12 protein-coding genes are annotated in these 12,687 nt (G+C 71.7%); 6 read left to right on the forward strand and 6 right to left on the reverse strand.

The genetic code is table 11. The annotated features are described in order from the left end of the window. Positions 1-88: 88 nt before the first annotated feature. Positions 89-1,279: a PP2C family protein-serine/threonine phosphatase gene (locus tag ACIP94_RS24355; RefSeq protein ID WP_402429319.1), complete on the reverse strand. Its 1,191-nt coding sequence runs from the start codon at positions 1,277-1,279 to the stop codon at positions 89-91. 171 nt (positions 1,280-1,450) lie between these two features. On the opposite strand from ACIP94_RS24355, the gene ACIP94_RS24360 reads away from it, so the two are divergent. Next, positions 1,451-1,927, forward strand: coding sequence for an SRPBCC family protein (locus ACIP94_RS24360; RefSeq protein ID WP_402429322.1), 477 nt, complete (start codon positions 1,451-1,453; stop codon positions 1,925-1,927). 137 nt (positions 1,928-2,064) lie between these two features. Here ACIP94_RS24360 and ACIP94_RS24365 read toward each other — a convergent pair whose 3' ends face one another. The 4 genes from ACIP94_RS24365 to ACIP94_RS24380 form a co-directional block, all read right to left on the reverse strand. Beyond that, on the reverse strand, positions 2,065-3,300 hold the full coding sequence (locus ACIP94_RS24365; protein WP_402429325.1) for a cytochrome P450: 1,236 nt from the start codon (positions 3,298-3,300) through the stop codon (positions 2,065-2,067). A gap of 38 nt (positions 3,301-3,338) precedes the next feature. After that, the gene (locus ACIP94_RS24370; RefSeq protein WP_402429328.1) at positions 3,339-4,733 is read right to left on the reverse strand and encodes an NAD(P)/FAD-dependent oxidoreductase; all 1,395 of its coding nucleotides are present in this window, start codon (positions 4,731-4,733) and stop codon (positions 3,339-3,341) included. Further along, positions 4,723-4,968 carry a ferredoxin gene (locus tag ACIP94_RS24375; RefSeq protein WP_402429332.1) on the reverse strand — a complete coding sequence of 82 codons (246 nt, stop codon included), beginning with the start codon at positions 4,966-4,968 and terminating at the stop codon, positions 4,723-4,725. The genes ACIP94_RS24370 and ACIP94_RS24375 overlap by 11 nt, the downstream gene beginning before the upstream one ends. A 344-nt stretch (positions 4,969-5,312) precedes the next feature. Next, complete coding sequence (locus ACIP94_RS24380; RefSeq protein ID WP_402429334.1) at positions 5,313-5,990, reverse strand: hypothetical protein; 678 nt, start codon at positions 5,988-5,990, stop codon at positions 5,313-5,315. Positions 5,991-6,509: 519 nt separating this feature from the next. Here ACIP94_RS24380 and ACIP94_RS24385 point away from each other — a divergent pair. Then, positions 6,510-7,094, forward strand: coding sequence for a hypothetical protein (locus ACIP94_RS24385; RefSeq protein WP_402429337.1), 585 nt, complete (start codon positions 6,510-6,512; stop codon positions 7,092-7,094). A gap of 236 nt (positions 7,095-7,330) precedes the next feature. Then, positions 7,331-7,777 carry an SPW repeat protein gene (locus ACIP94_RS24390; RefSeq protein WP_402429340.1) on the forward strand — a complete coding sequence of 149 codons (447 nt, stop codon included), beginning with the start codon at positions 7,331-7,333 and terminating at the stop codon, positions 7,775-7,777. Positions 7,778-7,954: 177 nt separating this feature from the next. Here the strand turns inward: ACIP94_RS24390 and ACIP94_RS24395 are convergent, their stop codons facing one another. Further along, a complete protein-coding gene (locus ACIP94_RS24395; protein ID WP_402429343.1) occupies positions 7,955-9,058 on the reverse strand; it encodes a galactosyldiacylglycerol synthase in 1,104 nt (367 codons plus the stop codon). 247 nt (positions 9,059-9,305) lie between these two features. On the opposite strand from ACIP94_RS24395, the gene ACIP94_RS24400 reads away from it, so the two are divergent. The 3 genes from ACIP94_RS24400 (at position 9,306) to ACIP94_RS24410 (ending at position 12,498) form a co-directional block, all read left to right on the forward strand. Beyond that, positions 9,306-10,145 (forward strand): SDR family NAD(P)-dependent oxidoreductase, encoded by an 840-nt coding sequence (locus ACIP94_RS24400; RefSeq protein WP_402429346.1) that lies wholly within the window; start codon positions 9,306-9,308, stop codon positions 10,143-10,145. 6 nt (positions 10,146-10,151) lie between these two features. Then, positions 10,152-11,078 carry a DMT family transporter gene (locus ACIP94_RS24405; RefSeq protein WP_402429349.1) on the forward strand — a complete coding sequence of 309 codons (927 nt, stop codon included), beginning with the start codon at positions 10,152-10,154 and terminating at the stop codon, positions 11,076-11,078. A gap of 268 nt (positions 11,079-11,346) precedes the next feature. After that, positions 11,347-12,498 carry a glutathione-independent formaldehyde dehydrogenase gene (locus ACIP94_RS24410; RefSeq protein WP_402429697.1) on the forward strand — a complete coding sequence of 384 codons (1,152 nt, stop codon included), beginning with the start codon at positions 11,347-11,349 and terminating at the stop codon, positions 12,496-12,498. Positions 12,499-12,687: the final 189 nt, after the last annotated feature.

Genomic DNA, 12,687 nt, shown 5'->3' on the forward strand with positions numbered 1-12,687 from the left:
CTCTGAGGGCGCCCAGGACCGCCGTACGGCGGACGGAGAGGGCGGGGCCGGAGGGTTGCTCCCGGCCGTTCCCGCCCGCCGATACCGGTCACCGGTCCTGCGGCTGGTTCTGGGGGCGGTGACGGAAGCCGTCGGCGTGGATGATCCGCTGGTACGGGCGGCCGTGGTGGATGGTGGGAGTCCGGTGGAGGGCGATGAGCGCGGCGTCGTCGTCCAGGTGTCCGCCGGTGTGGACGAGGAGGTCACGGCGGATGCGGTGCAGCAGCGTCTCGGGGCTCTCCTCGGTCCACTGGGCCGCGCGCTCCGCCAGCGGATAGAAGCGGCCGGCGGTGTCCCGTGCCTCGATGACGCCGTCGGTGTAGAGCAGGAGGGTGTCGCCGGGCTCGAAGGAGAACACGTCCAGGTGGTAGTCCCCCGGGTGCGCCGAGCCGATCCCCATCGGGGGTGCGGGGTGCACGCTCGGCACGGTGACCGCGTGACCGGGGCTGAGCAGGAGCGGCGGAGGATGCCCGCAGCTGGTCATGCGGGTGATCGGGTCCCCGTCGGGGATCTCCATCAGCAGCGCGGTGGCGAAGCGTTCGCCCAGCTCCTCGGGCGGCTCGAAGTCCGCCAGATAGCGGGTCACGCTCTGCTCCAGCGTGGCGGCCAGATCCGGCAGGGACGACTGCCGGTGGCCCGCCTCACGGAAGGCGCCGAGCAGCAGTGCGGCCTCGCCGATGGCGGAGAGACCCTTGCCGCGTACGTCGCCGATCAGGATGCGCACTCTGGCGTCGGCCCGGGTGGCGGCGTACAGATCGCCACCGATCTGCGCCTCGTCCTCGGCCGCCAGGTACAGGCAGGCCACCCTCAGGGGGCCGATGTTCTCCGGCAGCGGCCACAGCAGGACGTGCTGTGCGGCCTCGGCCACCGACCGGACCTGGGCGAGCTGTTCACGCCGCCGGTCCCGGACGGCGCAGTAGACCACGACTATCACCGACAGCAGGAGGAGGGTGAGGATCTGCACGACGTGGTTGGTGGTGCCCAGTCCGCCGTGCAGGGCGGCGATGACGACCTGCGCCGCCACCGCCAGCGCCCCGATGAGGCCGGTCAGCCGGGGCCCGGCGAAAGAGGGCGTGAGCGCGGGCGCGATCACGAGAGCGGGTCCCAGATGGACGGTCTCGGGAGAGTGGATGTCCACCACCGTGATCGCGATGATGAGCGCGACGGGGAACAGCAGGAGGGCATGGCTCGACTGCCACGACTCCCGCAGCCCGGCGACCGCCCACTGCCGGAAACCCATGCCTACCACCCTGCCTCGCGGACGGGCGCACGGCCACCGGGTGGCCCGTGCCCGTCGGCGGACGGGGGCGTCACAGCCGTAAACAGGTCCTTGCCGGGTACTCGCACGAAGCAAGATCCCAGCGGCCGGCCCCCAGCCGGTCGCAGTCGATCAGCCGACAAGGAGGCGCAGATGAGCACGGTCAAGGAAACGGTCGAGGTCGAAGTCCCCGTCCGCACCGCCTACAACCAGTGGACCCAGTTCGAGCAGTTCCCGAACTTCATGGAGGGCGTCGAGGAGGTCAGGCAGCTCGACGACCGCCACAACCACTGGACCACCAAGATCGGCGGCATCCGGCGGGAGTTCGACACCGAGATCGTCGACCAGCTCCCCGACGAGCGGATCGCCTGGCGTACGACCAGCGGCGACACCCGGCAGAAGGGCATGGTCAGCTTCCAGCGCGTGGACGACACGCACACTCGGGTGGAGCTGGTGATGGACGTCGAACCCGCCGGAGCCGCGGAGCGGACCGCGGACACCCTGGGCGTCATCGACCGGCGCATCAAGGGAGACCTCCGGCGCTTCAAGGAGTTCATCGAAGAGCGCGGCGACGAATCCGGAGCCTGGCGTGGACGCATCCGGCCCGGTGACCCCGGTGCGATCGGCTGAGGCCGTCGCTCGCGGCGTCTCGCCCGCCTCCGGGCGGCCGAGACGCCGCCGCGCGTCGGGGCGACGGGCGCCGTGGTGTGGCCGGTCGGGGCCGGGCCGGGGACGACCGCTCGAGCATGCGGCATGCGGTGCGCGGGTCAAGGACGCAGACCGTCGAAGCTGATCCGCAGGTGGCGCGGGCCGCGCAGCACCGCGTTCTGCCGGTAGGGGGGAGGGTCTTCCAGCAGGCGGGGGTTGTCGAGACGGCGGGCCAGTTCGGACAGGGCGATCTGGGTCTCCAGCCGTGCCAGTGGCGCACCGAAACAGATGTGGATGCCGCTCCCGAAGCCCAGGTGCTGGATGTCCCCGCGGTCGGGGTCGAACCGGTCGGGGTCGCTGAAGCGCTCGGGGTCCCGGTTGCCCGCGGCCAGCACCAGCCAGATCCTCGATCCCCTCGGGATGGTGATCCCGCGTAGCTCGATGTCCGCGATACAGGTCCGCTGCGGCACGAGTTGCACCGGTGGCTCGTAGCGCAGCAGCTCCTCCACGATGTTGACGGCCAGCCTCGGGTCGTCGCGCAGCCTCTCGAGGTACTCCGGGTGGCGCAGCAGGGTGAGCATCCCGTTGGTGATCAGGTTGACGGTCGTCTCGTGGCCCGCGATCAACAGGAGCACCGAGGTGCTGAGCACCTCCATCGTCGTCATGGGGCCGTCCGGGCCGTGGCTTGTGACCAGCTCGGACAGCATGTCCCCGGTGGGTTCCTTGCTGCGCTGCTCGACCAGCTGGGCGAGGTACATACCCAGATGCATCCGTGCCTCGTGCGCCGCGTGCCTGCGCTCGGCGTCCTGCCCGCCGGTGTCCGGGTCGAGGCTCGCCACGATCGGGTCCACCCAGGTGCGAAAGCGCGGCTCGTCCTCACGTGGCACACCGAGCAGCCGGCAGATCACGGTCACCGGGAAGGGATACGCGAACTGATCGACCACATCGATCTCGCGGGACTCTCCGAAGCCGTCGATCAGAGCGGAGACGATCTCGGCGAGGTCGCCGCGCATCGCTTCGATCTTGTGGGGGCTGTGCGGGGGACCGAAGGGGCGGTTGGCGATCCGGCGGAGCCGGTCGTGCTCCGGGGGGTCCTGCCGGATGAAGCTCGGGGGCAGCCCCGTCTCCGCCGCCCCGCCCATCTCGTCGGCGCCCGCGGCGGCGAGGTTGGCGGCGTCGGAGCTGATCCTCGGATCGTGGAGCAGGTTGAGGATGTCCCAGTAGGAGCTGACGAGGTAAGGGCCGCCGTCCTCCTCGTGCAGCACCGGGGTCCTCCGAAGCTCCTCGTACAGCGGATACGGGTTGGCGCGATTGGCGTAGTCGGTGATCTGGCGCAGGAGCGAGCGGTGCGGCATGAGGGCTCCTCTGGGCGTGAGGTCAGGGCGGCTGTCGGTCAGTGGTGGGCCGGGGTGAAGACCAGCCGCCGGTCGGTCGGCGAGTAACCGCTCAAGGTCACCGTCGGGCCGTGGCTCGGCAGGGAGGGGTCGGGGAAGTCGGACGGGACCGGGCGCCGGCCCTCGGGACGGCGGTCCACCGTCGGGAACTCCACCGGGAAGGGCGCGGCCGTCTCGATCTGCCGCTGGTAGAAGTCCAGCCACCGGGTGTTGTCGAAGCTCACGGCGGCGATGACCCGCCCCTGGTAGCCGTATGCCCCGACAAAGCGGCGCTCGGCCAGCGACCCCTGCGTGATCATGATCTCGTCGCCCATCGAGGGGACGCCGACCGACTTGATGTTCACGCCGAACTGCGACGACCAGAACGCGGGCACCCAGATGTGCGGGCGCCGGTCGGCGCTGGCGCTGATCATGTTGTGCGCGGCGACCTCGGCCTGGCTGACGGCGTTGCCCCAGTGTTCGAGGGACAGGAACTGGTAGCCGAACAGTGGGTGCGGGGACCGTGCCACATCGCCCGCGACGTAGATGTCGTCGGTGACGATGCCCCGGAAGTCGAAGGCCCGGCAGCCCGCGTCGCAGGCGATGCCCCGGGGTCCCGCGCCCAGCCCCGATCCGGCCAGCCACTCGGTGTTGCGGGTCGCGCCGAGCGACACCACCACCGCGTTCGCCTCGACGACACCGCCGTCCGAGAGATGCGCGGCCCTCACCCGGCCCGCGGGGTCGCCCTCCAGGGCGGTGACCATGACGCCGGTGCGCAGGTCCACGCCGTTCTCGCGGTGCAGCTCCGCCGCCACCGCGCCGATCACTCCGCCGAGCGCGCCCACCAGGGGTCCGTCCCCGCGCTCCGCCACCGTGACCGGGATGTTCTGATCCCGGCAGGCGGAGGCAATCTCCGACCCGGTGAAACCGGCGCCGATGACCAGCACACGGCGTGGCGAGGCCCGCAGCCGCCGCTCCAGCCTTACCGCGTCATCACGGGTCCGCAGCACGAAGACGCCGTCGAGCCGGGCCTCCGACTCCTTGGGCCAGGGCCGGGCGCGGACCCCGGTCGCGATGAGCAGCCGGTCGTACTCCACCTCGTCGCCGTCCGCCAGCCGCACCCGCTTGGCCGACACATCGAGGCCGGTCGCCGCGACCCCGAGGCGCCACTGGGCGTCGATGTTCCGGCGCCGGGGAAGCTCGGTGTCCCGGGGGGAGGCCTTGCCCAGCAGGACCGCCTTCGACAGCGGCGGGCGGTCGTACGGCTCGTACGGCTCGTCCCCGATCATGGTCAGTGAGCCGGTGAAGCCCTCGCCGCGCAGTGTCTCGGCAGCCCGCAGGCCCGCCAGCGAGGCCCCCACGATCACGATCCGGCCCTCGCGCCGCAGCCATGCCAGATGGTCGTCAGCAGTCATGGGACGCCTCCTGGCCGGTCCAGGCCGGAGGATCGGCCTCGCCGTCCACTCCCTCGGCCAGGATGGCCTGCACCGGGCAGGCGGCCATGGCGCGCGCCACCCTGTCCCGGTGCTCCTCCTCGGGCCGTGGGTTGTAGACCAGGGACTCCTCACCGTGCATGGTGAAGACGCCCGGCGCCAGAAACGCACACTGCGCGTAGCCCTGGCATCTGTTCAGATCGACGACAAGCCTCATCACCACTGTGCCCCTTCCGGCGGCCAGGTCCGCTGGGTGCCGCACGCTCCGTGGGCCCCCGGACGGCGGTCATCTCCCCACGCCAGCATCGGAGACCCGCCGGGGCCCGCGCTCGCGGGGTGGGCTGAAGGAGTGAGCGGGGCGGTGCGCGCGGGGCGGGCCGACGGAGTGAGCGGGGCGATGTGCGCGGAGCGGGCCGAAGGAGGGACCGGAGCCGGTGTGCGCGGGGTGGGTTGAAGGAGTGGACGGGGCGGGTGTGCGCGGGGTGGGCTGAAGGAGGGACCGGAGCCGGTGTGCGCGCGGCGGCCCCGAAGAGTGGCTGTTCCCCGGTCCCGCGCCTCGCCTCAGGCCACCGCCGGGGTGCCGGGCAGGGAACGGCCCCACACCGTGAGGATGTGGGCGCTGACCAGCAGGGCCCATGCCGGGAACACCAGCTCGGACCAGGGAACGGCGGTCGCGACGAAGAGCAGCGTCAGGACGGTGAGGAAGCCCAGCAGGGCGAGCCATCGCGGCAGCACGCCGATGCGGTACGCGATCGCCGACAGGGAGCAGGTGCAGACCGCCGCCATCCGCATCGCGTAGTCGATCATCAGCGTGTACGCGAAGTGGCGGCCGTAGGCCCATGTGGGCCCGCCGGGGGCGCCGCGGGACGGTGATGTGGTGTCCAGTACGGCCGAGGCCGCCGCGGCGGCCTCGAACAGCGTGGCCACGAAGATCAGTCCGCTGCCGAGGAACACGGTGGCGAGGAACTTGTCCTCGGCCTGTCCGATATGAGTCCGCACGACGCCGACGAACCACAGGAAGAAGATCCCGGCGAACGGGACGAGCGCGAGCGCCGCCCGTACCGCGCTGCGCCGGACGGAATCGGCCGAGGCATCAGGGGAGGGCGCGTTGGCGCCCTCGGGGATGCCCAGCCGGATCAGCACGATGACCGCCGTGAGCAGGAGCGCGAAGAGGACCCCTGCCAGCCCGGCGGCCCGTGGGGTCTGCAGTGCCTGCTGCCTCGGCTCCGTCGTCTCCATGGGTGCTCGCTTCCTCCGCGCCGGACCTTGGCACCAGCAAGCCGCCGCCCCGGGACGGACGCCACCGGAAGACGGCCGAACGGCAGACCGCGACCGGCCTCGCACAACGAGCGGCCACCGCGTGTCGGTCCGGGCCTCGAGCGCGTGCCGGGCGGCGCCCGCCGCACCGCCCGCCCGGCCGGGCGGCGCACGCCGCACCCCGAAGGGCGCGACACGGAAACTCCTCAGGCGAGAAGCCGGCTGACGGGCCGTCTGACGTCAACTATCGATCAATCCAGGCAAATTGACGCCCTGGCAGGTTTCTCCACGGTCCTGTGCGGAGCCTGGCCGACCGGACTCCGCGCAGGGGCGCAGGTGCCGCTGTCCCCCTCGAGATGACGGGGCGTCAGCGGCGCCACTGCTCCAATCGGATTCATCCTCATATTGTCGGTATGTCCTCTATGACACGACTCAATCCGATATGTACTTTCAATCACGCATCGGTTCACAGCCGACGTGTCTGAGAACAGGAGAAGTGACATGGCAACGCGTTCCATCGCTGTTACCGCGGCCGTCGCGGCCGGCGCGGCCCTGGTGGCCACCGGCATCACGTACGCCTCCGCCGCCTCCGAGCCGGCCCAGGCCGCCGCCATCGCCGCCCCCCAGGGGAGCAACGGAAACAACAACAACAATAACAACAACAACGACAACTCCAAGGGCCACGAGGGCCACGAGGGTGGCGAGGAGCACGAGCACCACCACAAGGGCGAGGGCCGCATCTTCGTCAACGAGCGGGAGTACTCCCCCCACGAGTCCAGCTGCATCACGGTCGTCAGCGGCCTCGGGGCCAACAGCCTCAACGTTCGCAACGACAGCAAGAAGTTGGTCGAGGTCTTCAACGGCGCGACGTGCGACAACGGCGCGCCCATCGCCACGGTCGGCCCGCACAGCTCCAGCAACGGCCTTTTCCCCCGCCGCGTCCGCGATGGCGTGAGGGTCAGGCACGGCGTGGTGGCCAGCATCCGGATCGTGCACCGTTTCGACGAGGACCACAACCACGGCGACCACGACGAGAACGACAACGACAACGACTACGACTACGACTACAACAACGGCGGCAAGTGACACTCACTCGCCTCGTTCCGCAGAACGAGAACCCCGGCCCGCCGGAATCGGGCCGGGGTTCCGGTCTGCGTGGCCGTCGACCGGCGCGCTACACCCTAGGGCGTCGGAGGGCCGCCGTACAGACACATGGCTCTTATCTCGGCAAAGAGTGCGAAAGTCGCGTAAACCCCCCGAATGGGGGAATCTTGTACAAGGGCAGAGAGCACTACAGCACTCGTGGAGAGGGGACGGCAGCGATGTCGTATCCGCATCACTCCAGTGAGATGGGCACACACCCCGAGATAGCCGAAATGCGGGAACGGTTCGAGCGTGCGGCTTCCGGCAAGGCGGTCGTCATCGAGGGCCTGATCCTGCTGGCGGGCGTCTACGCCGCCATATCGCCCTGGGTCGTGCACTTTTCAAAGGCTGAGCCCAACCTCACTGTCAACAACCTGATTGTCGGCCTGACTGTCGCCCTGATCGGCGTCGGTCTGGCCATGATCCCGGAACGGATGCTCCGCCTGGCGTGGCTGGCCGTTCCGCTGGGAGCCTGGCTGGTGATCTCGCCCTGGGTGGTCACTGCCGCTCACGGCGCTCGGGCGGGCGTCATCTGGAACAACTGCGTGGTCGGCGCGGTGACGCTCCTGCTGGGGCTGGCCGCGATGGGCCTGACGATCGGTATGGCCAACCGCACGCGTCGGTGAGTCGGCGGTGAGTCGGCAAGGCCGACGGCGCGGCCCCGACCGGGGAGCCGGTCGTGCCGCTTCGGAGGCCACCCCGGCACACGACCCGCCACCGCCGCCCTGAGCGCACCGGTCGCCCCAGCACGGCCCGCCGTACCTGCCGCACATCCGGGCAGGTCCGGTACGGCACCGGTGCACTCAAGCGGCGGCCGCACCACAGAGTGCGAGCACCCGGGTGAGGACGTCGTCGCGGAACAGGGTGCGCCCCTGGGCGATCCTGCCTTCCCGCTCGGAACCGGCCGACGTGAGCCGGCCCAGTGAGCCGAGCAGTCCGGCGCCGTCCGCCGCGAGCTCCGAGAGGCCGAGTGCGGCCATCCGTCGGACTCCGTCCGCGCCGTGTCCCGGCAACGGGCGGTAGCCCACCACCGGCAGCCCCGCGGCAAGGGCCTGAATGGCCGTCTGCCCGGCGGCATTGTCCACCAGGGCGCGGGCCGCACCCAACAGACCCGGCATGTCGGACACCCAGCCCAGGGCGACGGTGCCCGGCACCCCGGCCAGCCCGCTGCGAAGCCTGACGTTCCGGCCGCACAGCACCACGGGCAGGTAACCGTGCCCGGCCAGCAGCGCGGCGGTCGCGGCGAGGTGCGAGCCGACGCCCCAGGCCCCCGCGGAGAGCAGGACGGGCGGGCGTCCCGGGCCGTGCCGGGTGAACCAGTCGGACCACCGGGCCGCCCCGGGGGCCGGGGCGAGGAACGCGGGGGCGACGACCGCGCCGGGCGCCTCGGCGGGCACGGCGATGTCCTGGCGCACCTCCCGCGCGGCCTCGTCCGTCAGGCAGAGATACGTGTCGTTCCCCGGATGGAGCCATTGCCGGTGAACGGCGAAGTCGATCACCAGGACGGCGCTGGGCACCGCGAGCAGTCCCCGGGATCTGAGGTGGCCGGTGAGCTGCGCGGCCAGATGGAAGACGGGAACCACCACATCGGCCCCGGTGCGGTCCGCCAGGTCCCGCAGGCGGCCCGCGGCCAGACGGGCCAACGGCACGCCGCTCGGACGGCGGCCGTTCCCACGGCGCAGAAACGTGCGGTACAGGGCGGCGTACGCCCAGGGGTAGTGCCGTACGGACGATCGGTAGAAGCCCCGCAGCCCGGGCCCGAGGCCGTACGGCAACAGGCCCAGGACATCCACGACCTGGGCGTGATGGCCGTACTGCGTGGCGCGGCGCGCGAGTTCCGTGGCCACCGTGTCGTGCCCGGACCCCATGCTCGCGCTGACGATCAGCAGCCGCCTCGGCGCGCTCATGGACCGCGCCGCTGACCGGCCGCCGGGGGAGCGGCGGCGATCGTTCGCGTCGCCTGCCGTCGCCGAGCAGGGAAAAATACAGGCATCGGTACCGATTGTCCCTTTCCATGGTCGTCCCCACACATCCACACGTTCCGCGCTTCGGGGTGAGGCGGGCGGGTACCCGCCCCACTCCGGCCGGAACCCTGGAGCAGTAGCGTCCCGCCCGCCCATCCGGTGTTCGCCGTCGCAGTCGAGGTCAGCCGCCATGTCCCATGCCCCCTCCGTCCCCGACCCGACCGTGGCCGCGCCGGGCCCGAGCACACGCCCGGGCCGTCGGGGGCCCGGCCGCCGGGCGGTCAACGGGGGCACGGCGCTCGTGACCGGCGCGTCCTCCGGGATCGGCGCCGCCGTGGCCGGCCGGCTGGCCGCCGAGGGGGGCTGGAGCATGGTGCTGAACGGCCGTGACGTGCCACGGCTCACGGGTGTCGCCGCCCAGGTGTCGGCCGCCGTCTTCCCCGCGGACCTCACCCGGCCCGGCGCCGACCGGCGGCTGGCCGAGTTCGCGCTCGAACGCGTGGGCCGGGTGGACCTCCTGGTGGCCGGTGCCGGCGTCGGCTGGGCGGGTGATTTCACCACCATGCCCCCGTCCGCCATCGCCGAGGTGATCGAGGTCGACGCGCTCGCCACGATGCGCCTGGTACGGCAGTTGCTCCCGCACATGGTCGACGCCGGCTCCGGACGGATCGTGATCATCGGCTCCTTCGCGGGCACCGTCGGCGTCCGCGGCGAGGCCGTCTACTCCGCCGCCAAGGGCGCGCTCGCCACCTTCGCCGACGCCCTGCGCTACGAGGTGCGGGGGACCGGCGTGGGCATCACCCTGGTGATCCCGGGGGTGGTGGACACCCCGTTCTTCGACCGCCGGGGCGTTCCCTACCGGCGTACCAGGCCGCGGCCGGTGCCGGCCGAGCGTGTCGCGGACGCCGTCTGGCGGGCCGTGGTCCGCGGCCGGGACGAGGTCTACGTCCCCGGCTGGCTGCGTCTGCCCGCCCGCGTGCGCGGCGTGGCGCCAGGCCTGTACCGGCGGCTGGCCGCCAGGTACGGGTGAGTGCGGGTGAGCGTCCTCACCGTCGTACTCGCGCTGTTCACCGCGCTCTCCAATGCCTCGGCCTCCGTTCTGCAGCGGCGGGCGGCGACGGACCAGGCCGAGGGCGGCCGGGGGATCCGGCAGGCCGTCCGCTGGCTCGCCCAGGTGCTGCGGCGACCGCACTGGCTGGCGGGCACCGGTCTGCTGGTGCTGTCCACCGTGCTTCAGGCCTCCGCGTTGGCCGTCGGCAGCCTCTCCGTCGTCCAACCCCTGCTGGCCGGCGAACTGCTGTTCACCCTGATGGTCGGCAGCGTGGTCTTCCACCGGCGCCCCAACCGCCGCACCTGGCTGGCGTTCGCGGCGCTCGCTGCCGGCCTCGCGCTCTTCCTGGGGGCGGCGGCTCCCTCGGCCGGGCGGACCACGGCCGTGGCGGGCCGCTGGGCGGTGACCGGGGGAGCGGTGCTGTGCGCCGTGGTGGTGCTTCTCGGGGCGGCTCTCCTGGTGGCGGGAGCGCCGCGCGCGGTGCTGCTCGGCCTGGCGTCGGCGGTGTCGTTCGCCGCCACCGCCGCGCTCATGAAGGAGGTCGTCGGGCACCTCGGGCAGGGGGTCGACGTGGTGCTGACGCAGTGGCCGCCCTACGCCGGGATCGTCGCCGGAACGGTCGGCTTCCTGCTGCTCCAGAGCGCGTTGCGGGCCGGCTCCCTGTCGGCGTCGCAGCCGGCTCTCACCCTGGGGGACGCGCTGACCAGCGTGGCGCTGGGCTGGGTGCTGTTCGAGGAGCACATCGGCCTCGGGCTCCGGGTGCTGCCCGAGGCGGTCGGCGTGGCGCTCATCGGGGCGGGCAGCGTGGGACTGGCGAGCGCCCTGGCCGCCGGCGGAGCCTGGGACACGGCCCCGGGACGGCGCAACGGCTCGGGCCCCGGCGCCCAGGAGCCGAGTCCACAGCGCTCCTGAACGGGCGCCGGAGACGGCACCGAACATGCCCCGAGACGCCGTGGACCACGGGCCGGAGACGACAGGGACGGGCGCGCCCGGTGTGGGTTGCGGCCCGTGCCGCACGGGCGTTACCTGGAAGTAGCCCGGCGGTGGGAACGAGAGCGCCCAGGGGCCACGGCACGGACCGGTGGCCCGCGACGGACCGGTGGCCCGCGCTTCCCGTGTGCCCGGTAGCGCCCCGACTGTCGCCGCGGCCGTGCCGGCGTGCGACGCGGAGGTGACCCAGGTGAAAGCCGTCGTCTACGAGAAGCCTTTCAAAGTGACGGTGCGGGAGGTCGACGATCCGCAGATCGAGCATCCGAACGATGTGATCGTGCGCGTCACGTCGACCGCGATCTGCGGCTCGGACCTGCATATGTACGAGGGCCGCACAGCTGCCGAGTCGGGCATCGTCTTCGGCCACGAGAACCTCGGCATCATCGAGGAGTTCGGCAGCGGTGTGGTCTCCCTGTCGCAGGGGGACCGCGTCGTGATGCCCTTCAACGTCGCCTGCGGGTTCTGCAAGAACTGCCTGGCCGGCAAGACCGGTTTCTGCCTGACGGTGAATCCCGGCTTCGCGGGCGGGGCTTATGGATATGTGGCGATGGGCCCGTACAAGGGCGGTCAGGCGGAGCGGCTGCGGGTGCCCTTCGCGGACTTCAACTGCCTGAAGCTGCCGCCTGGACGCGAGTTCGAGAACGATTTCGTGCTGCTCGCCGACATCTTCCCGACCGGATACCACGGGTGCGAACTCGCCCGGGTGTCCACCGGCGACAGCGTGGCCGTCTACGGAGCGGGCCCGGTGGGGCTGATGGCCGCCTACTCCGCCCTGCTGCGCGGTGCGTCGAAGGTGTTCTGTGTCGACCGGGTGCCCGAGAGGCTCGCCAAGGCGGAGGAGATCGGGGCCATCCCCATCGACTTCACTCAGGGCGACCCGGCCGAGCAGATCAAGGCCCAGACGAACGGCGAGGGGACCGACAAGGGCGTGGACGCCGTCGGCTACCAGGCCCAGGCGCACGACGCCAGCCACGAGGAGCCCGCCGTCGTCCTCAACGCGCTCGTCGAGACCGTACGGCCGACCGGCATGCTCGGTGTGCCGGGCCTGTATGTGCCCTCCGACCCGGGCGGCCCGGATGACCACGCCAAGCACGGCCAGCTGCTGGTCTCCATCGGCAAGATGTTCGAAAAGGGTCAGCAGATGGGCACTGGTCAGTGCAACGTCAAGCAGTACAACCGCCAGCTGCGCGACATGATCATCGCTGGTCGTGCCAGGCCCAGCTTCGTGGTCTCCCATGAGCTGCCGCTCGATCAGGCGCCGCAGGCGTACGAGAAGTTCGACAAGAGGGTCGAGGGCTACACCAAGGTGGTCCTGCACCCCGGCCACGCCCTCGCCGCATAGGACCAGGGGCCCGGCCGCTGCCACCCGGGCCCCTGACCGGATGCCGGCTGCCGGAGTCGTGGACTCCCATGCCCGGCGCCGCCCGCTTCACGCCCCGACCGGTGCCCTCGCCGGCCGGGGCGTGATCCGTGAGATGGGCCTCCACGGCGGGGCTACGGCCGCTGCCCCTGCGTTACGCGCACACGGACA

The organism is Streptomyces sp. NPDC093261 (genome assembly GCF_044753645.1).
GTDB lineage: Bacteria > Actinomycetota > Actinomycetes > Streptomycetales > Streptomycetaceae > Streptomyces.

What these genes read in the sequence shown, in the direction of transcription:
- ACIP94_RS24355 (WP_402429319.1), bottom strand. Translation starts at nt 1,279, where the DNA reads ATGGGTTTCCGGCAGTGGGCGGTCGCCGGGCTGCGGGAGTCGTGGCAG.
- ACIP94_RS24365 (WP_402429325.1), bottom strand. Translation starts at nt 3,300, where the DNA reads ATGCCGCACCGCTCGCTCCTGCGCCAGATCACCGACTACGCCAATCGC.
- ACIP94_RS24390 (WP_402429340.1), top strand. Translation starts at nt 7,331, where the DNA reads ATGTCGTATCCGCATCACTCCAGTGAGATGGGCACACACCCCGAGATA.
- ACIP94_RS24385 (WP_402429337.1), top strand. Translation starts at nt 6,510, where the DNA reads ATGGCAACGCGTTCCATCGCTGTTACCGCGGCCGTCGCGGCCGGCGCG.
- ACIP94_RS24370 (WP_402429328.1), bottom strand. Translation starts at nt 4,733, where the DNA reads ATGACTGCTGACGACCATCTGGCATGGCTGCGGCGCGAGGGCCGGATC.
- ACIP94_RS24400 (WP_402429346.1), top strand. Translation starts at nt 9,306, where the DNA reads ATGTCCCATGCCCCCTCCGTCCCCGACCCGACCGTGGCCGCGCCGGGC.
- ACIP94_RS24375 (WP_402429332.1), bottom strand. Translation starts at nt 4,968, where the DNA reads ATGAGGCTTGTCGTCGATCTGAACAGATGCCAGGGCTACGCGCAGTGT.
- ACIP94_RS24380 (WP_402429334.1), bottom strand. Translation starts at nt 5,990, where the DNA reads ATGGAGACGACGGAGCCGAGGCAGCAGGCACTGCAGACCCCACGGGCC.
- ACIP94_RS24395 (WP_402429343.1), bottom strand. Translation starts at nt 9,058, where the DNA reads ATGAGCGCGCCGAGGCGGCTGCTGATCGTCAGCGCGAGCATGGGGTCC.
- ACIP94_RS24360 (WP_402429322.1), top strand. Translation starts at nt 1,451, where the DNA reads ATGAGCACGGTCAAGGAAACGGTCGAGGTCGAAGTCCCCGTCCGCACC.